Raw genomic sequence first — 21,401 nt, 5'->3', positions numbered from 1 at the left:
TTCCAGCAGCCCGTTTGCACATCTCAACACATACCAACTTATGCCTACTTCACCCCTTAATATCGTCATCCTCGCTGCCGGCAAAGGCACCCGTATGTACTCCCGTCTGCCCAAAGTGCTGCATGAAATCGGCGGCATCAGCATGCTGGAACGTGTAATCCACACCGCCCAGAGCCTGCACCCCGACAACATCAGCGTTGTTATCGGCCACGGTAAAGAATTAGTACGGCAACGCATTCAGGCAAACGTACACTGGGTTGAACAAAACCAGCAACTAGGCACCGGTCATGCAGTAAAAATGGCATTGCCGCATCTGGACAGCAACGGCCGCACCCTGATTCTGTATGGCGATGTTCCCCTGATAGATCAACAGACCCTACAAAATTTACTCAGCACCGCCGGTGAGGATATCGGCCTGCTCACCGATGTACTTGACAACCCTACCGGCTATGGCCGCATCATCCGAGAACAGGGTAACGTCGTGGCCATTGTCGAAGAAAAAGATGCCAGCACCGCCGAAAAAGCCATTCGTGAAACCAACACCGGCATCTTCGTACTACCCAACCACAAACTGGCACAATGGCTTAATGCCCTGCAAAATCACAATGCCCAGCAGGAATACTACCTCACCGACGTCATTGCCTTAGCGCAGCAGGACAATATCCCCGTACATCCCCTACAAGTACGCGCCTCATGGCTGGCAGCCGGAGTAAATAACAAACTGCAATTAGCACAACTGGAACGCATCTTACAACAGCAGCAGGCTACCGCCCTCTTACAGGCCGGCGTTACCCTGCGCGACCCGGCACGCTTCGATTTACGAGGACAGCTTACTCACGGACAGGACGTAGTTATCGACATCAACGTCGTACTCGAAGGCAATATAGAGCTAGGCGACAACGTAACCATCGGTGCCAACTGCGTAATTAAAAACGCCATCATCGGCGCCGATACCACCATACACCCCAACTCCCATCTGGATAACTGCATCATTGGCAGTAACGCCCAGATTGGTCCTTTTGCCCGACTGCGTCCGCAGGCACAGATTGGCAATGCCGTACACATCGGCAACTTTGTCGAAGTCAAAAACAGCACCATCGGTTATGGCAGCAAAGCCAACCACCTTACCTATCTTGGTGATGCCACCATCGGCGAGCACAGCAACATTGGTGCCGGCACCATCACCTGCAACTACGATGGCGTCAACAAATACCGCACCATCATCGGTAATCAGGTACGCATCGGTTCCGGCAACATGCTGGTTGCGCCCATCACCATCGGAGATCGTGCCACCACCGGTGCAGGCAGCACCCTGAGCAGAAACTGTCCTGCCGACAAACTCACCCTGTCACGCAGCCGGCAAACAACCCTGCCAGAATGGCAGCGCCCTGAAAAACCGGTCAAAGAATAAACCATCCATTCCCGCACCCTCAACCCATCATGCCACAGCCGCATGGTGGGTTGAAAGTCATCTACCACTACCCTTCACCACCCTATCAATCAGCCAATCAAAGCATAAACAACATCACAAATATCACACATAATTACAAAAAAGACCAAAAAACAGACATATTTGCATCATAACTCACACAACAATCACATCCATTACCAAATTATTGACACAACCCCTCAACATAGCATCCTCCCTTAGCCATCCATGCATACAAATTAACAACCAAAAGTAATATCATGCACAATAAAAATGATTCCCACTAAAAACAACAACACAAAATTCCCCTCTTAAGGTTTAGCGCAGTGCCAATACTTACTCTCGATCAACTACCGTTTGGGCAACCGGCAGTAATCACCCACCTATTGCCTGAATCCATTCCATTCCGCCGCCGCCTGTTAGCCATGGGCATAACTCCCGGCAGCCACATCACCGTTATTCGCACTGCCCCCATGGGCGACCCGCTGGAAGTCAAAATCCGTGGTTTTTACCTATGCCTGCGCCGCAGCGAAGCACAGGCCATTAGCGTAGTTGAGGCCAAACAATGAAAATTGCATTAATTGGTAACCCCAACAGCGGCAAAAGTACCCTCTTTAACACCCTTACCGGTTCCCGTCAGCAGGTAGGTAACTGGCCGGGCGTCACCGTTGAGCGCAAAACCGGCAGTATTCAGATAAACCAGCAACCCATTGAAATCATCGACCTGCCCGGCACCTATGCCATCGAAAACCTCGACATAGCCGCCTCACAGGACGAAATGATAGCGCGCGAATTCGTCCTCAACGAACCCGACACACTGATTATCAATATAATCGATGCCACCAACCTGCAACGCAGCCTTTACCTCACATTCCAACTGCTTGACCTGAAACGGCCAATGCTAGTAGTACTCAACATGATGGATTCCCTGCACAACATAGGCGAAAACATCAACATCAGCACCCTTTCCCAGCAACTAGGTTGCCCGGTAATCGCCATTTCTGCGGCCAAAAAAACCGGCCTGCCCCAACTGAAACAGGCCATAACCGCAGCCATAACCCACCCCGTACCCGCCAATCCACAACTGGATACCCTTGATCACAAACAGAGCACCATCATCCATAACCATCTGGCACAACTGCCCGCAGACAGCGCCATTCACAAACTCGACCGATGGTCACTTATCGAACTGCTGCTCCAACAGAATTCCCTCCCACTCAGCGAAACAGAAAACCACATCCTGCAACAATGCCGCGAAGCCTTGTCCGACTGGTGCAACCACGAAATCGACATCGCACTGGCCAGCGCCCGTTACGACGCCATCGATCAGCTAAGCCGTACTGTTATTGAAAAACCGCGCGAAGCTAACCTGTCACTGTCAGACAAAATCGACCGCATCACCCTTGGACGCTACACTGGCATCCCGTTCTTCCTGCTCATCATGTACCTCATGTTCATAGTGGCAGTGAAATTCGGTTCCGTATTCATCGACTTTTTCGATGTCCTATTCGGCACCGTATTTGTCGACGGCTTTTCCGTCCTGCTTACAAAAATCGGTTCACCAGAATGGCTGATCGCCATCCTCGCCAACGGCATCGGCAGCGGCATACAAACCGTAGCCACCTTTATACCCATAATCGCCGCCATGTTCCTGTGCCTATCGTTTCTCGAAGATTCCGGCTATCTCGCACGCGCCGCCATGGTAGTCGACAGAGGCATGAGAGCCATCGGCCTGCCGGGTAAAGCCTTCGTACCCATGCTGGTTGGCTTCGGCTGCGGCGTACCCGCCATCATGGGCACACGCACACTCGATAGCGCACGCGACCGCCTCATGTCCATCAGCATGATTCCCTTCATGTCCTGCGGCGCCAGACTACCCGTATACACACTGTTTGCCGTCATCTTTTTCCCCAGCAACGCCTCCACCGTCGTATTTATCCTCTATCTGCTCGGCATTGGCGTAGCCATCATCACCGGCATCATCCTCAAACATACCCTACTGCCGGGCGCCATCACCCCCTTCATCATGGAAATGCCCGCCTACCGCCTGCCTACCTTGCGTGGCATGCTCTACCTTACATGGTCACGCCTCAAAGGCTTTATATTCCGCGCCGGACAAGCCATCGTCCTCATGGTAACCATCCTCAGCCTGCTCAACACACTTGGCAGCGATGGCACCTTCGGCCACAACGACAGTAGCCAGTCAGTGTTATCCGTAGCCAGCCAGAAAATTACCCCCGTATTCGCCCCCATGGGCATCAGCGAACAAAACTGGCCGGCTACCGTAGGCATATTCACCGGCATCTTTGCCAAAGAAGCAGTCATTGCCACCCTCAACTCCCTGTACTCCATGAAAGCAGAAGAAGATGGCGGCGAAGAAAACTTCAACCTGAAAGCTGGCATCATCAAAGCCCTGAAAACCATTCCCGCCAACATCAGCGAACTAACCAGCTCTTTCATCGATCCACTTGGCTTTAGCTCACTGAACCAGAGCGCTGACAACATACAACAAGACATGGACATCAGCAGCAGAACCATTACCAAACTGGAAGCTTCCTTCGGTAGCAGCGCCGCAGCCATGGCTTACCTCATATTTATCCTACTTTACACCCCGTGTGCCGCCGCCCTCGGCACCATCTACCGCGAAGCAGGCTGGCGCTGGATGCTGTTTGTAGCCGGCTGGACATTTCTCACCGGCTGGAGCTGTGCCACCATCTATTATCAGTATCACCAGCTCAGCCACAGCAGCAGCGCCCCCTACTGGATTGGCGGCGTAGCCTGCCTCTTCAGCATCATCGTCTGCGCCATGAAACTCATCGGCAGCCGGTGGCAGACCAGCAAGCTAACCATAAAAACCAGCCCGCGCAGCACAAACAACTGCAACCACTAAATCACAAACTATTTTTACCAGCTATCAAAATATATTGACACTCAACAGCAGGCCGATGACTATAGCCAGTGGCTAACCAAAGAGTTGAAGCTGCACTAAAAACAAAACATGGCATACACATGACGAAGTAATTGCCATTACTTCGCGTTGCCGAACCGAGTTACTAACTGAGCTGAAAAATGCAAGTTAAGTGGACAGATAAGGCATTAGCTGACTTAGACATCATTTTGTGCGCTAATCTTCCATAAGAAATATAAAAGAGCCTCACTTGGGGCTCTTTTTACAGCTTTAATCTCACAAAGATTTTGCAGCTTGTTCTTGCCCATATCATGCCATATCATCATCAAATACTTGTTTTTTACTGATTAATTATTTCAACAACAGCAAAATAGGCTGTTCCTTGCAAATAAGATGGTGCTGATAAAGGGACACAAATTATATACAAGCATATTGATATTGATCATATTACCTGAAGCTGTACCACATGCGTAAACAGTTAGATCAGAGTACAAATAATATTAATGCCGAAGATCAAGGACAAATCGATCAAAAGACTCACCTGATTCACTAGCTCTCTGATTAATCCAAACTAAATTGTTCATGAGAAAAACTAGGTTTGTTCATATCTATTACCAATGATGATTAGCCGCTCCGCCAGGTAAGTCAAAAATACCGCCACGATCAGAACCCAAGCAACACATATAAGCCGCATAATACCGATGGTAACCTGTGTTAGGCTGAACAGAGTTTTCAATACTTATTCTGGTTTTAATTGTCCTGAAACAACGATAGAGAACAGGTTGAGATTGTGCAGAGCCATGCTAGAGATTATAACGAACCGAGCATATGACAAAATTGAAACAAAATAAACTTTAACTTATTGATTTATATTTTAATGTAACTTACTATAAATTACCTATTTACCAGCAAACAGAAGAAAATTTGATGTTAAAACGTTTAATTTCTTTATCAATACTGGCAGCTTTAAGTATATCAGCAGTAACTGCTACCGCTGCTGATCAAAAGCATTCTAGTGTAGCCAGTATGTTGAGTAGTAAGTAAGAAAACCAAGATAGAGAATTACTTATGCGGCTGACACCAGTAGAATTAAGACATTATATAAATGAATATAACAAGTGTCAGAGCGGCCTTATCCTAATATAGCCTATCATCAATGCAATGCAGCATTTAGGTATGACCAAGGCCAAAATGGCATTTTTGACTTATCAGGAAGTGCCGCGAATCATCATTGGTAATGGATTATGAATAAACAAGAAACACAGTTGATCGAAATTGAAAAAAAAGCTGATGAGCTTATGCAGGCAATAAATGCTTTTGCATTTGCTCTTCGCCATGAACATCATTTTTTCCCAGATATAACTGTTAGACTATGTGCTGAAGCTATACACGATATTTCTAATATATCTGCTCTTGTTTATAGCTTAAATCCTGAATTGAGACCATCATATCTACAAACAACCGATTTTTCTAATGCACTTGAGGAGGTTAAACAACAATTAACCTGGTGCTTTCCTCCTTGTACAAAAAAGTATGTAGAACAAGAATAATGATGAGCTAGTACAGCTAAGAAAAAGCCCCGTTTGAATTTTTTCGATGTTTAGCTATACTAGCTCAAACTTAATCTGACAGACACTACCTACTTATCATCGGCATTACCTCGCAATAGCTGAGTGCCCTCCCTACAGTGGTTACGCCCCTGCAAATAATTAACAGATCCAGCTCCGCCACCTTTCCCCTGATTAAAAAACTGCATAATCATGATCAGCTTTCAAGACAGCCACGAACGGCATTGAATGTCCGTTCTGTGGCTGCCAGATAGATAATGATGGTAAGGGCATCTAGCTGGTTCAGAGCGCCAACCTCAACAACTCAGCTAACGTTTCGGGCTATCTGGTTTAGATTGTTCTCGATACCGGCCACCGCCCTAACCAATTCTGAGCGTGTTTTTTGACTTCCAAATTATCAAATTCTTCTCTTATTAACCTAATAATCGGTTGTTTATCTCTTTTTTGTCATAATGCTGTTCCAGTTACAAAAAGCTTTTATTGTGATCTAGGTGGTATCTCAACAGTAGCCAGCCTGAAGTAGCCTCTTTTTTGCTGTACAAAGCTATCAACAATTTAAATATGGCCAGAGATTTAAAGGGGTTGAGAGGTCCCCCCTCACAAAGCACAAAGGGATCGCTCTATATTTCCTTGCTTTACTTATACGTAAATCTCATATTAAAGCTTAATTTTAAATATCAAGCTCGACTTTCCTCTCTTATAAATGCTCTCGACGCGCTTTTTCTGAACAGCCTTTTTTACGCGAGCTACTGCCCAACTTGCCCATTGTCAGCAAAATATTAACAATCCTATTTGTATCAATAGAGTAGCCATTAGCAATCACTCTATAATTTTTTTGCAATAGTATGGAAAATTTTACCCAAACAGATAGTGATATTTCCCATATCATCACTATCTGTTTGCATTCAATAGTTCAACCAACAGAAACCACCCACCAACTCACACCCGCAGAGGATTACCAGAATATGCTTATCACCGCCATCCGTGATTACCTCATCACCATCGGACAAGCCAGCCTACAGGATTTAGCGCGCCATTTTCAGATACAGGAAAGCGCCATGGAGCAAATGCTCGCCTTCTGGCTCAGAAAAGGCACCATCCGCCAGCTCACCCCCAGCCAGCCAGCCTGTAGCCAGAACAAATGCAGCGACTGCTTCGCTTGCCCAGACAGCGTAAAAAAAATCTATCAGGCAGTCACCAGCCCGCGCACAACCATCCCTATCAACCCAATTAACCACAACGCCTAAAAAAAACCATATTTAAGTCAAAACACATTAGCAACGTGATAGCATAAATCAATACCAACAACATACCACCAGAACAAATAACACCCAGACCTAACAACAAAACAACAAATATGATTGATAAATAAAGACAATTCAACCAAAGCAGCCACAACCACAAACCATCAGCATAGCAATACCCACCCAACGTCACCAGCCATTGTTAACAAACACTACTGTGCAAACCCGCCATTTCCATTACAATCATCCTCTCAAACAAAATGGAAACAGCATCAACAGGCACCGCGATGCACACAAGACAAGCTACCACCGCTGCATCAAACCATAACAGCAACAACATAGCCTCGTCTGACCACAATCCCGCATCCGCACCACCCAACCTGCCTGTGTAGCAAAAGGATAAACCATGTGTGGTATAGTCGGCGCCATTCGCGCTCAGGATAACGTAGTAGAATTTCTTACCAGCGGTCTTGAACGGCTGGAATACCGCGGTTATGACTCCTCCGGCATCGCCGTATGGACAGCAGACGGCATCGAACGCGTGCGCCGCGTGGGTCGCGTCAAACTCATGGAAGAAGCCGCACAGGCCGCCGGCCTCCAAGGCAACCTCGGCATCGGCCATACCCGCTGGGCAACCCATGGCGGCGTAACCGAACCCAACGCCCACCCGCATATCTCCAACAAACTGATTGCCATCGTTCATAACGGCATCATCGAAAACTTCGAAACCGAACGCAGCCGCCTCGAAGCATTAGGCTATGAATTCACCTCACAAACCGATACCGAAGTTATCGCCCACAGCATCCATTACGAATACACCCATACCAGCAGCGGCAACCTGTTTCAGGCAGTGCAGAGCGCATGCCAACGCTTTCAGGGTGCCTACGCCATCGGCGTTATCGCCAGAGACAACCCCGAAAAACTCATCGCCGTACGCATGGGCTGCCCCCTTCTGGTAGCATTGGGCACAAACGAAAGCTTTATCGCTTCCGACGTTTCTGCCGTTATCGCCTACACCCGCCGCGTTGTCTTTCTTGAAGATGGCGACATCGTCCAGTTATCCACACAGGGCATCGACATCCTGCTCGACAAACACAACCAGCCGGCAGAGCGCGAAATCAAAATGTCCGAACTGTCACTGGCTTCCCTTGAACTGGGGCTATACAGCCACTTCATGCAGAAAGAAATCCACGAACAGCCCAAAGCCATCACCGACACCGCCGAAGTATTTCTCGTTGGCGGCTTTGAGCCCGAAAACTTCGGCGCCAACGCCGCCAGCATCTTCGAGCGCATCCGCAGCATCAAAATCCTTGCCTGCGGTACCTCCTACTACGCTGCCCTTACCGCACGCTACTGGCTCGAAGCCATCACCCAGATACCCACTGACGTTGAAATTGCCAGCGAATACCGCTACCGCAAAGTTATCGCCGACCCCGAGCAACTGGTCATCACCATCTCCCAGTCCGGCGAAACCCTCGACACCATGGAAGCACTCAAATATGCCAAATCACTTGGCATACAGCACAGCCTGTCCATCTGCAACGTCATGGAATCCGCCCTGCCGCGCGAAAGCGAGCTGGTACTGTATACCCGTGCCGGTGCCGAAATCGGCGTAGCCTCCACCAAAGCCTTTACCACCCAGCTAGTGGCACTGTTTGGCTTAGCTGTGACACTGGGCAAAATGCGCGGGCTGGTTACCCCCGCAGAAGAAGAACAATACACCAGCGAACTGCGCCTGCTGCCCGGCAGCGTACAGCACGTACTCAACCTCGAACCGCAAATCGCCAGCTGGGCAAACCAGTTTGCCGCCAAAAACAACGCCCTCTTCCTTGGCCGCGGCATCCACTACCCCATCGCCCTGGAAGGCGCACTGAAACTCAAAGAAATCACCTACATCCATGCCGAAGCCTATCCCGCCGGCGAACTCAAGCACGGCCCGCTGGCACTGGTAGACCAGAACATGCCCGTTGTCGTGATTGCGCCCAACGACAGCCTGCTGGAAAAAGTCAAAGCCAACATGCAGGAAGTAGCAGCACGCGGCGGTGAACTCTTCGTCTTCACCGACCTTGACAGCGAATTCACCGCAGGCGCAGGTGTCCATATCATCCGCACCCCGCGCCATATGGGCGTACTCTCCCCAATCGTCCACACCATACCAGTACAGCTACTGGCCTACCACACCGCACTGGCACGTGGCACCGATGTGGATAAACCGCGTAATCTGGCGAAATCGGTGACGGTGGAGTAAAAAATATTATTAAACCTGAAAAGTGAAACTAGCTTCGCTTTAATATTTAGATTAAACAATTTCACTTAAACTTCTAATTCCAAACAAATAAGATTAGGCAGCAATAGACTGCTCAATCTTATTTGTTTATTAAAAGCTTTCCCTTTATAAAATCTGGCTTCTTACATCAGTCAAATCAAAATAAATTTCAAGAGTAAAATTTCTTATAAAATTTAAGTGAAACTGTAGTAAAAATGACTCAAATTAACCAAAAAATCAGAACATTCTACAGAACAAATAATTATCCTTTAAGATTAACTTATAAATTATTTTTCATACAAAATTGAAAATATTATAAAAATTAAACAACAAAGATCTATATAATTAAACACATAATTAGAAATGATTAGCCAAAGCCAAAAATAATTTTATACATATTTATTTACGCAATATTTAATTTATATTAGTTATATAATAACTAAATAACAAGTCATGCAATTAAGTAGAGAAAAGTAAATGATAGATTCCAAAAAATGGATTGAAATTTGTTCTGAAGGCTTAACAATCCATGAAGTAAATGCCATTATACGCATAGAACAAAATTTTATAGACGATGAGAAAAAGTCATCCTTAACAGTAAAATGTAAGGATTTTAAAACCTTGTATCAACAAACCAATTCTATTTTCCCTTGGAAAGGTTATGCAGGTTTTAGGCTTGCTGATCGTAAAAACGCCTATGAATTCGATTTACTAATATTCACTCATTGCAGTATACTTGTTATCGAATTAAAAGATTGGCATGGCAAAATAAGTAATACAAATGGCCGATGGTGTCTGAATAATAGAGATATGGGTAAATCACCTGTAACTGTTACCCGTAATAAAGCCTATCTCATTATGGATAAACTTCAAGAGATTAACAAAAAATATTCAAATATTTATGTAAATTATTTAGTAGTCATGACTGGAAAGGCAACTTTTACCGAATTACCAGAAGCTGAAAGAAACTATGTCATGCAGTTGGAAAACTTTTTGAAATTAAAAGATGAAGAAGAGTTCAGAAAAAAATTTGGACACAAAGATAAAACATCTTTTATCGATCCTGCTGATTTAGCTAAAGAATTTTTTCAAGAAAAAACAATACCACCCAAACCATACCGCAAAAGTGGATATATAGCTGAAGAAGATGCTCTGTTTGTACACCCCAATCATCTTTATAAAGAGTATTTAGCACACTCAGAAGAGATCAAGACAGATTTAGCTTTGCTTCGCCGCTGGGATTTTAACCGAATAAATGATAATTCCGCTAAAACACCAGATGGCAGATATCGCATTGTAAAACATGAATATGATGTTTTAGAATATATTAAAATCGCTAATGAAGATTTATTTAATAGTTGTCTCAGTCACAAATTACCACCGATAAAAGAGGACATTACAGCACAATACACTGATATATTCAGTTATTTACCTTCAAATAGAAGTTTTAATATATTTATCGAACAAAACGCTAATAAATTAAATAAAGAAGAAAGACTGCAAATAGTTTATTTATTGCTGAAAAAATTATCTAACTTACATAAAATAGAAATCGCTCACCGTGATATTAATTATCACAGTATCTGGATAACGGATGCCAAAAAGATTACTTTCTCCAATTTTATTTCGGCTTATTACCCTAAAAAAGGTACTATTGGCAATATTAGAGACATTTTATCAGTTTCAGGCATAAAAGATTTAGCGTTTGAGTATTTTCCCATAACCAAACCTACTTCTTATGTTCAGGATATACGCTCTGCTACAGTCTTGGCATGGCATATTATTAATGCTAAAAGTATTTCACCCAATAATATCAAAATATTTGCAGAAGAAATTAAAACTAATAATGATTGGTATGCAGATATTTTCAGAGAAGCCTTATCAGAACATCCTTTTACAGACGGCAAAGCATTTTTTGATGCCTTTGATAAAAAAATTCCTAAACAGAAATACGATTTTACCTTTGATGAAAGCAAATTAGATTATTACAAACATCCTTATCATCATAATCTTAAATATCCGTTGGATACAGACAAAGACTATTTAGTAGATGCTTCTGATAAAGAAGTTTACCTTTCCAATGGTAAGGTAGTAAAAGCATGGCTAAATATCCAGTATCAAAACAATAATGCAGCAGCTCAGATTGTATGGAAATTTTTAGAGCGCATCTCCTTCTTAAAAAACCTTGCTCCTGACTATTTACCAACAATTCATGAATTTGGTATCGCAGCTAAAACATGTAGCTTGTTTATAGTAAGTGACTATATCAAAGGTTACACGTGGGAAGAACTTCAACAAGAAAATCTTGAATTAAACCATAAATATGAAATAATTTATAAACTGATACAAGCTATTGAACACCTGCATGGTTTAAATATATATCATGGCGATTTACATCCAAAAAACATTAAGATTTCCGTTGATAGTAATAGCAATGCTAAATTGTATTTACTTGATCTAGTCGATTATACTCCCAACGGTAAAAGTAACCTGAATTATTATTATTCACCACCTACTGCTGAAGAAGCCAGTGAGCGAGAACGGGATAATTTTGCTGTTATGCGTATGGCGTGTGAATTGCTAAATATAAAGTGGGGAGAAGATTCCGTTCAATTTTCAGAAATTACTACAGTAATTAAGCTTGAATGCTCAGATAGAGAAACAGGGTTTATATCACTGGAACGATTTAAAAAAGCACTACAACCAAAAAAAAATATCGAATTTATTGATATTGAAGGAAAAAATCAAAATAATCATACTTTTCAGATTTTTCCAGAAGAAAATGAATTATTTGTTAGTTTTAACAAATATAAGAATGATATAAAAAACAAAATCTATATTGAATTCTTTGGCATTGGGGGATCATTTAAAACCGTATTTAACTTAGCTACTAATAATTTCGATTATGCGTTTCAGCCAAAAGAAAAACAAGAACTAACTCCTAAGATAAAGAAAGACAGCAATTTAAGTATACCTTTTGGTCTAAATATTTTAGGAGATGAAAGTTATGAATTAGAAAATTTATCCAAAATTTTACTCAATTGGCCTGCATTTACCCAAGTATTATCTACTTTCGAACAAACACAGATTAATCTAAAACAACCAAATTTAACTACCTCTTTAACTAGTGATTCACTGAATCCAACAGAGGCTATAGAAGAGTTATCAGTCAACCCAACTCTCAATGCTGATACAAGACAGCAGTTAAGCACCAGAAATCTATGGACAGCAATAATAAATAAAGAAACGGACTCATTGCCATATGTGATAGCGGTGATGGGAGTTAAAAATAATCAGGCTAACAATAAAACATCTCCCAAAATAGAAGTTGATCACAATAATAAACAATGGTTACTTTTCTATGAAACAGGCAGAAATGAACAGGTATTAGATCATTTTCGCAAAGATGATAGAATAAAAGTGATAGTCAAAGACTCCAAAAATAGAGAATTTTCTATAGGTTTACTCAATCTACAATTCAGTACCTCAAATTACCTATGCTTTGATGAAGAACCAAAAAACACTCATATATTAAAAAATAATCCAATTTTGTATCTGCAAAATAATCAAACAGCCGCTTCTCTGAGACGGCGAAAAAAAGCGGTGGAGCGGATTCTGGATGGAGAAAGTGTTATCAATCAATTACCAGAATATTTTGAGGCTAATTGCACCATACCAAGTACAAGTTATAATATTAAAATAGGTGAAGAAGAATTTCGGCTGTATGAACGTGATAATGGACATGGCGGAATTATCAGGCTGAATAATGCCCAACGAGATGCTTTCACCAAACTATTACAGAATGGCCCTTTATCTTTATTGCAAGGCCCTCCTGGAACAGGCAAAACTGAATTTATTGCCGCATTTGTACACTTTCTTTTTACACAACAAAGCGTACAAAAAATTTTGCTAGTCAGTCAATCTCATGAAGCAGTTAATACCGCTGCCGAAAGAATTCGCAAGCACTGTCAACGTCTGGAAAAAAATATCAGTATTGTTCGGTTCAGTAACCGTGAGTCTGCTGTTTCCGCTGAATTACAAGATGTATTTTCCCAGAATCTGGTTATTTCGAAACGTGAAATACTTCAAGCCTCACAAATAAAACGCATCTGTGAAATTGGGCAAGCACTTGGTATACCTGAAGATTATTTAAAATTGCGAGCTGAATTACAATTGGACATCGGAGGACAGATTGAGCGTCTTAATCGTCTAGAAAAATATAGTTCCAGACAGAATGATGATATAGCTGAATATAAACGTCTAGGTAAGAAAATTACTCAGCATATTCATTGCGCAATCGAAAATTTTACTGATAATAATAAAAATATTTATACCGATAAAATCATAGTAGATAAAACCATTGTAGATAAAATTTTGCCGACTCTAATCAATAAACTTGATGAACACTTTTGTATTCAGCCTAAATCATCAACTCAAGCTGAAAATTTAATCAATTTAACTTGGTCTATGCAGCAGGCGCTATCAAACGAAAAAGTTAATTATGATGAATTTCTTGCCCGTTCTCGTCAGCTAGTAGTTGGAACCTGTGTTGGCATTGGACAAGGCAATATCGAGATTGATAAAAATATCTATGATTGGGTAATTATAGATGAAGCAGCACGATCAATATCCAGTGAATTGGCTATAGCCATGCAATCGGCTAAACGCATTTTACTCGTAGGTGACCATAAACAGTTACCACCATTGTACTCTGAAGAGCATAAACGAGCTTTGGCACGACATCTTGGTATTTCAGATTGTGAAGAAGAATTCGAACGGATTTTAGGCAGTGATTTTGAACGTGTATTTGAATCGCCTTATGGCCAACATACTTGCGCAACTTTAAAAACTCAATATCGCATGGCACCAGCAATTGGCAATCTTATATCTGAGTGTTTTTATGAAGGAAAATTAGAAAATGGCAGATCAGCTAAAGAAATACCAGATGTTTATACATCCGTTCATCAACATTTTTCCAGCTGTGTTACTTGGCTGGATACGAGTAATTTACCAAATTCCTATCATCAGGAAAAAGACGAACATGGCAGCCTTATTAATGAAACAGAAGCAGATCTAATCATTCAGCATCTTCAATATCTGGCCAAGAATGACGATTTTATTCAAAGTAATATCATACAGGATTGTCTGGAAAAACAAGAGGCTGTAATCGGTATTATTTGTATGTATGGCGAACAAAAAAACTTAATTCGCAAAAAATTCAATGAGAAAAAATGGAGTGATCAATTCAGACAACTGGTTAAAATTGACACAGTAGATAGTTATCAGGGTAAAGAAAATCGCATTATTATGTTATCGATTACTCGCCATGACAAAACCCACAGCACAGGTTTTTTAAAATTACCCAATCGCATTAATGTTGCTCTTTCACGTGCTATGGATAGACTGATAATCGTAGGCGCCACAGCTATGTGGCGTAAAAAAAATACCCATTTGCCTTTAGGTAAAGTGCTGGCTATGATGGAATCCAGCGAAAATAAATTGGCATATTCAATCATCCAAGCCAAACCCAATAATTATTGATCACCGAGGAAAAAAATGAAAGAACAAAAAAATAGCTTAATTTATAATCAGATTGATTTTATTATAAAGGCTCCGCGTTTTCACATCACTTTTTCCTACAGTGATGATAAGAGATTATCTTTTGTGCGAGAATATCTTTTACGTTTACTTTTATTGTGCCCTTGCTGCCCAGAGAAAATTGCTACATATTTTGAATTTTCTCAATATGAAACAGAAAATGCATTAAATGATTTGGCTAATAGAAACTGGATTGAATACCTTGCTGATGGAAATATTGGATTAACTACAGCAGGTAAGAAATTATTCAAATACAGTAGTACTGAACCAATATTAGTTGATTTACGCACAGAAGAAATTGAAATGTATATGGAATTACTAAATGAAAATTTTATTGAAAAAAAATATACAAGTAATAAAAAAAATGCTATTAATTTAAACATTCCTTTGAATATATTAGCTTTCAGTTCAAAGTATGCAGAACATAATTTTCAGCAACAGTTTATCGAGTTGAAAGAAGAGGGTAAGATTAAACTGCTTAATAACAAGGGGCAACTGTATAAAATTGATGGCATAGAAGTACTTAACCATAAATATTTTCGTTTCACACAATTTTTTTCTTTGGATAAACATACCGGGAATCAATTATTCCGAAATGATATTCAACATGTAAATCATAGTGAAAAAATAGTTCAACAAGTGACTGATACATTAGAAAAATACAAAAGAACCAATAATTTAAAAGAAATTATCAAAAGTATGAATGATTTAGAAGATTCTGAAACTTTAACAATCATCACTCCTAATTTTAATTTCGAACAATTTAATGCCATTAAACAAAAATCACTGCAAAAAAACTATTTCGTGGGACAAACCTATCATCAGGAAATCATCCAAGAGCATTTAATGGAATCATTAGAGAAACTTAGAAAAAATATTCCACAAACGCCCAAAAAACTATTCTGGTTAGGAGTAGAAAATATATATTGGGGAGCGCAACGAAAATGTCCAGAACAAATAGCTTCTTTTAATCAAAATGAATTTTACAATATAAATAAACAAAAACATCATTTATATGATTTTCGTCTTTATCTGCCATTGGAAAAATCTAAGTTAAAAAATACAAAAAGATTCTGGTTATCCGATAATGATAATAACAATGAAAAAAAATCTATTTATGCTTTCAAAGAAGGTTTTTTGAATAATAATACTGAAATCATTGTATTAGAAGATCACTTTGCTGTAGTTTGTTATCATGTGCAACTAGATCATTATGACGTTACATTACCTATAGGTTTTACTACTCAACAACCTGAAAAAGTAAAACAAATTTTTCAACTTGTTCAAAGCTATTTAAATGAACCTATTTTCGACAAAGATGAATCCAGTACGACAAAAGACTTTGGTAAAATTTTCTAGAAACATTAAAAGATTGGATCTTATGCTAGACTACAGTCATTTTTCTTACTCGGATTAATCAGCAAAAATATTAACTCTTTGTATATATTTTAGCAAATAACCGCACAGGTAATTGAACTGTTCAGACAAATTAATATTGAAATCCAAGTAAACAAAACACAAAGGCTGACAACACCAGAGATTATAAAACTGCCATACTAAACGCCATCGGCGGGTTTGCAGCCATGCAAATTTTCAACCGACCTGTCTAATCGCTATGCGTTGCTGATAGATATTTTTGGTGCTGTTAACAAGGCTTTCTATAGGGGTGAAGTAAACGGCACTAAACTTATGCATTCTTTGCTATCCACAAGCGGTACGCTAGCCGTAACGAGCTAGCGTTCCAGCAACAGTTTACCTAGACTGAATTTGTCCTTCCTGTGGTGATTATATTGCTTGCCTTTTCAAGCAAAAAACACCTTTACGGAGTGATACCGCTTTGCGATGGCTTCGACATATTATTTGATACCATGCCAAGCCTGTTACTCCTTACTTATTCAGCCACAGCCTGAATCTGTACACTTCATGTAAAATACTGCAACAATGGCCACTGCATTATGTTTCTTCTTATACACAGATTTCCTGTCATAACCAATACAAAATAATGCGCACCAGATGTTACTTTTCTGAATTAAAACTAGTTTTGTTAACTTTAACTGCTGTTTTGGTAATTTACACCATAAAATTTAGATTATAATTTTGTATTGTAAAAAATAAACTTTGGTTTATGCACAATTCTTTTATGCTTATGTAAACTAATTTGTGCAATATATGATCAACAAACGATAAGTTTGCTTCAGACAAAGGCGATACTGAATGCAGTATACTGAGACTAGCCAGAATGATAAATACCAGATTGCAATGCTTACTTTTCTGGCCGCATTTATTACTTATATTTTTGTTTATGGTTTTGAACTTACGCATTTCAGTTTGTCGATAGATGAGGAATTTAATAACAATATTTCCCATACTATTGCTATTGGCAGATGGGGACATGCCTTATTAAAAGCCAGTATCTATCCTGAGCCTTTTATTCCTTTTTATACTGAGATGCTGACTTTTATTTTATTGTCGGCCTCATGTGCGGTGATTGTTAAAATCTTTTCTCTAAACCTGAATCAAGCAATTTTCTTTGCTGTTTTATATGCTTCCTCAGCACAGTTTGCCTACCAGCTACAATTTCTTAACCAATCTGATACGATAGCCACAGCCATTTTACTGTCATCAATGGCCGTGTATTTGATCGTCAGGAAAAATTCTTTTCTGTATACAGTCATTCTTCCGGCTTTTCTGTTATGTTATTCGGTAGCCATTTATCAGTCGATAATCTTTTTTTCTTATTCTTTATTACTTGCCTATCTATTGGTAGATATCGTCAAGGGAGCGGAAAATTCTGGCCATTTAAAGCTGATATTCAGGTTATTAATATCTTCAGCTATCGGGATGGTGCTGTATTTTCTGCTGGGGAAGTTATTCCTGAGTTACTACCATCTTCACTCTGAATCTTATTTAACCGATATTGTAACTTGGTTTAATAACCCTAGGCTGGCACTAAAAAAGATTAGCCGCTGTATAGAACATTATTTTACCCTTAAGGCACCTTACGGGATGAATACGTTTGTACTGGCTGTTATATTTTTAATCCTGCCGCTATTTTATCCGCTAAAAAGAAAAACAAGATACAGTTTGTATGCGCTTTTAAGCATCATCACTTTGTTTTCCATGAATATAGTGGTTGGCAAGAATTTACCGGCCAGAACGATGACTAGCTTTGCTATATTTTTTGCTGCGTCGGGCGTGATTAGTTTTATTGTCATCAAAAAAAATAAATGCTTTTGGGCTGTTGCTGCTTTTTCATTTCTGTACGGCATGGCCACGGTGAGTAATCTTTTTTATACTGACTATCTTGCCTATAAAAAAGATTACCGGCTGGCTTCTGCTATTGCCAGCGATATCGCAAAAAAATTAAATGTATCTCAGGAAACCCCGATAAAAGTTTATTTCTTTGGTGCACTAGATATTAAACGGGTAGCCCGACCCAGAAATTCAGATATATTTGGTTATTCATTTCTTATCTATGATCATGGGAATTCTGACAGAATTTCTGCATTTATGAATAAGACAGAAATCGCCAATATTGTGCCCGCATCCTATGATGATATCAGATCTAATTTAAAGGCTGTATATGCAGCACCTGTCTGGCCGCAGAAAGGCAGTATTTTGCAGATAAATGATGTAGTAGTGGTAAAACTGGGACAGTACGTTGGCCATTGTCCGAATGGTGTTAAAGAAAATACTAAACCCAAACAGTGTTTGTAAGATTACCAGCTTATTTTTTCTAAGCACCTAACTAAAATACACTTTTACTACCTAATACGGCGGTAACAGCCGTCTGAACCCATGTAGCATAATGATACAGAAAAACAGCAGGTTTCTGCCCAGTATGAGGAGGTAGGCGGGTTGGCGCAGGGTAATGGTTTGTTCGGGATGGTGTTTTCTGGCAGCCAGTGCACTAGAGAGTTTACGCAGATAGTCTATGCTCATCGGCCACTCTTTCACACCTTCTAGCCATTGTGCTGGGGCCTCACTCAACTGAATACCGGCAAGTGCACCGGCGATGGCGGCGGCGGTGTCGGTATCACCGCCGGCGTGTATCAGTGCGCTGATAGTCTGTTCATAGCTGCCATAGTAGCGCAGCCATGCGTAGATAACGGCAGGTACGGTGTTGTTGATATAGCCGGTAATGCCTTTTTTCTCTAGCTGCAAGGCCAGCAGGTAGTCGCTGAGTTCAGCCTGTTGTCGAAGCTTTTGCTGTGCCAGTTGCAGATGGCTGATAAGTTGCTGGTCGTTTAGGCCAGGTATGATTTCAGCAAAAAAGCAGTCAATTGGTGCTTGTGGCTGTTGCTGGCTGGCCTGTCTGGCAGCCATGGCGATGACCCATGCGCCTTCTTCTGCACGTGGGTCGGTATGGGTAATAATGGTGGCTGTGTGGATTATTTTGCGCATGGTGGCCGGATTATCGGCAAAAAACCAGCCAATCACAGGGGCACGCATGGCTGCGCCATTACCGGCGGAGCGAATGCCACTTCTGGCCGGACTGATGCCCAGGCACAATTTGCTACATGCTTTCAGGGTAGCCATACCCAGACCTGCGGGTAGGGTAAGAAACCAGCGCCGAAGCCGGCTGGCCAGTTGGCGGCTGAAATCATCTGTATTCTGGTGACAGGTTAGTAAACTCTGAGCCACCATTACTGCATGCTCGGTATCATCACTGCACAAACCTGCCCTACCCCATGGAGTAACCATCAGGCTATGCTGAATTTGGTTACCAAATAAATGAGAGGCTCGTTTGGGGGATAGACCTTCACGTGCCAGCCCTATGGCATCGCCTACGGCAGTGCCGAGTAATAAGCCGGTAATCTGTTGTGTTGATTGTGCTTCTTGCATGGATATTCCTGACGATAACATCAACAATATACCTCTCACTCCAATGCGGATGCGAAACGGTGGATATATATATTATCACTTTATGTTTTAAAAAAACCTGGTTTTTATCAATATGGTTTAGCTGTTTTGGCTGAATGAATTGAGTTCAGGCTGGTTTAGCTATCAGATTAAATAAATCTTGCCGGACGGATTGCTGAAGCTGTTATGAGCAGTAAATTATCACATAGTAATAGCAAAAATTAAATTATGCTATAAATATATTTATTAGGGAATACATCAACTTTACTGTATTAATAGTGAATCTGGCGGCTCTATGTTCGCTGATATGCTTCAATAAGCTGTATGCTAATTAATAATTTATAAATAAATCATCAATATATGAAAATAATTATTACCTAACCTTTGAAGCTTTTAATTTATGTCTGCGCTATAAAATTATTAATTCTATACCGTTTTATACAATATGCTCTGGTCTGCCGTTTCAGGATAGATGGGCAGTAATGCCGCTGCGCACGAATGTGCGACTGGTCAAACAAAGGGAAAAACCGGCAGCTCAATTTGCCATCAGTATCAGCAAAATACGATTTTTATTTACAGGGCGAAGCGTTTCCGGTGTGTCGGATAATCGTATTTCTACAGTGATTGACTCTGCTTTACACCATATAGATAAATAAACCATAACCAGCCAGATTGTGGATAACTGTATTTATCCACAATCAGAAAACTAGCTGGTCTGTCTGCATGTGTTATCCGGCAGACGAACTGGATATTATTTCGTTACACAGTCATTCAGGCTTTTTTTACAAAACATGCTTTAAGCATTATTTTCATGCCGTCTACTTTGCAATCGATTTCGTGGTCGCCTTCAACCAGACGAATACCTTTAGCTTTGGCACCTTTTTTCAGTACGGTGCTGCTACCTTTAAGTTTGAGGTCTTTAATCAGGATAACATCATCACCATTAGCCAGCGGATTGCCGTTACTGTCTTTAACGTCTAGTTCCTGTGTGCTGCTGGTTGTGCTGGCTGCATCCCATTCATGTCCACATTCAAGGCAGACAGTAAAGGTGCCATCAAAGTAATTCTGTTCGCTGGCGCATTGTGGGCAGATTGGTGTTGATTCGGACATGGTTAAACCTCTACAGTAGTAAAATGCGGCGATTGTACCTAATTTTGCTGCAATCACCACATTTTTATGTGCTTCTTACGCTCTTTTGCAGTATGTGCACTGCTGAAACTGAAATTATGCCCGATTCTGATATTGTTGTGCTGTCTTTTCTGAATATTTGAACGACCAATTCGTATTCATGCGATTCTTTTGCTACAAACTGCTAGTTATGCCCCAATATTTATATTTTTAGCATATATAACTGATATTGATCATTTTTCATGATTTCTACCGAGAAATACCGATTTGATAACCTGTACTTTGGGTTTATCGTTATTGATTAGCTTGAAATAATTATCCAAAGTTAGATGGTTATGGTATTGGCTTCAGTCTGATTCAGATAGTCTGAAAGGGACTCATATCTGAAACAATAGCT

At 41.0% G+C, this 21,401-nt stretch carries 13 protein-coding genes; 10 read left to right on the top strand and 3 right to left on the bottom strand.

Annotated elements, in window-relative coordinates; translation table 11 throughout:
* The first annotated feature begins 40 nt into the window (after positions 1 to 40).
* The 4 genes from glmU (at position 41) to BHC51_RS06980 (ending at position 5,887) form a co-directional block, all read left to right on the top strand.
* Positions 41 to 1,411 (top strand): bifunctional UDP-N-acetylglucosamine diphosphorylase/glucosamine-1-phosphate N-acetyltransferase GlmU, encoded by a 1,371-nt coding sequence (gene glmU / locus BHC51_RS06995; RefSeq protein WP_100099818.1) that lies wholly within the window; start codon positions 41 to 43, stop codon positions 1,409 to 1,411.
* A gap of 344 nt (positions 1,412 to 1,755) precedes the next feature.
* Positions 1,756 to 1,998, top strand: a complete 243-nt coding sequence (locus tag BHC51_RS06990) for a FeoA family protein (protein ID WP_100124338.1) — start codon at positions 1,756 to 1,758, stop codon at positions 1,996 to 1,998.
* Entirely contained in the window at positions 1,995 to 4,319 is a 2,325-nt protein-coding gene (feoB, locus tag BHC51_RS06985; RefSeq protein ID WP_100153643.1) for a Fe(2+) transporter permease subunit FeoB, read from the top strand. The genes BHC51_RS06990 and feoB overlap by 4 nt, the downstream gene beginning before the upstream one ends.
* A 1,262-nt stretch (positions 4,320 to 5,581) precedes the next feature.
* Positions 5,582 to 5,887, top strand: coding sequence for a hypothetical protein (locus BHC51_RS06980; protein ID WP_100153642.1), 306 nt, complete (start codon positions 5,582 to 5,584; stop codon positions 5,885 to 5,887).
* A gap of 89 nt (positions 5,888 to 5,976) precedes the next feature.
* On the opposite strand, the gene BHC51_RS13075 is transcribed toward BHC51_RS06980, so the two are convergent.
* Positions 5,977 to 6,099 carry a hypothetical protein gene (locus tag BHC51_RS13075; protein WP_257384786.1) on the bottom strand — a complete coding sequence of 41 codons (123 nt, stop codon included), beginning with the start codon at positions 6,097 to 6,099 and terminating at the stop codon, positions 5,977 to 5,979.
* A gap of 651 nt (positions 6,100 to 6,750) precedes the next feature.
* Here BHC51_RS13075 and BHC51_RS06975 point away from each other — a divergent pair.
* The 5 genes from BHC51_RS06975 (at position 6,751) to BHC51_RS06955 (ending at position 18,730) form a co-directional block, all read left to right on the top strand.
* Positions 6,751 to 7,152 carry a FeoC-like transcriptional regulator gene (locus tag BHC51_RS06975; protein ID WP_100153641.1) on the top strand — a complete coding sequence of 134 codons (402 nt, stop codon included), beginning with the start codon at positions 6,751 to 6,753 and terminating at the stop codon, positions 7,150 to 7,152.
* Positions 7,153 to 7,555: 403 nt separating this feature from the next.
* Positions 7,556 to 9,397, top strand: coding sequence for a glutamine--fructose-6-phosphate transaminase (isomerizing) (gene glmS / locus BHC51_RS06970; protein ID WP_100153640.1), 1,842 nt, complete (start codon positions 7,556 to 7,558; stop codon positions 9,395 to 9,397).
* 495 nt (positions 9,398 to 9,892) lie between these two features.
* Positions 9,893 to 14,956 carry an AAA domain-containing protein gene (locus tag BHC51_RS06965; RefSeq protein ID WP_100153639.1) on the top strand — a complete coding sequence of 1,688 codons (5,064 nt, stop codon included), beginning with the start codon at positions 9,893 to 9,895 and terminating at the stop codon, positions 14,954 to 14,956.
* Positions 14,957 to 14,971: 15 nt separating this feature from the next.
* The gene (locus tag BHC51_RS06960) at positions 14,972 to 16,372 is read left to right on the top strand and encodes a hypothetical protein (protein ID WP_100153638.1); all 1,401 of its coding nucleotides are present in this window, start codon (positions 14,972 to 14,974) and stop codon (positions 16,370 to 16,372) included.
* A gap of 855 nt (positions 16,373 to 17,227) precedes the next feature.
* On the top strand, positions 17,228 to 18,730 hold the full coding sequence (locus tag BHC51_RS06955; protein WP_100153637.1) for a glucosyltransferase domain-containing protein: 1,503 nt from the start codon (positions 17,228 to 17,230) through the stop codon (positions 18,728 to 18,730).
* Positions 18,731 to 18,781: 51 nt separating this feature from the next.
* On the opposite strand, the gene BHC51_RS06950 is transcribed toward BHC51_RS06955, so the two are convergent.
* On the bottom strand, positions 18,782 to 19,858 hold the full coding sequence (locus BHC51_RS06950; RefSeq protein ID WP_180296455.1) for an ADP-ribosylglycohydrolase family protein: 1,077 nt from the start codon (positions 19,856 to 19,858) through the stop codon (positions 18,782 to 18,784).
* Positions 19,859 to 20,358: 500 nt separating this feature from the next.
* Between BHC51_RS06950 and BHC51_RS12765 the strand changes: the two genes are divergently transcribed.
* Positions 20,359 to 20,532 (top strand): hypothetical protein, encoded by a 174-nt coding sequence (locus BHC51_RS12765; RefSeq protein ID WP_180296454.1) that lies wholly within the window; start codon positions 20,359 to 20,361, stop codon positions 20,530 to 20,532.
* A 115-nt stretch (positions 20,533 to 20,647) separates the two neighbouring features.
* Here BHC51_RS12765 and BHC51_RS06945 read toward each other — a convergent pair whose 3' ends face one another.
* Positions 20,648 to 20,986 (bottom strand): zinc ribbon domain-containing protein YjdM, encoded by a 339-nt coding sequence (locus BHC51_RS06945; protein ID WP_100124105.1) that lies wholly within the window; start codon positions 20,984 to 20,986, stop codon positions 20,648 to 20,650.
* Positions 20,987 to 21,401: the final 415 nt, after the last annotated feature.

It is taken from the genome of Snodgrassella alvi (assembly GCF_002777745.1).
Classification (GTDB): domain Bacteria; phylum Pseudomonadota; class Gammaproteobacteria; order Burkholderiales; family Neisseriaceae; genus Snodgrassella; species Snodgrassella alvi_D.
This window is presented reverse-complemented; position numbering and strand designations above follow the sequence as displayed.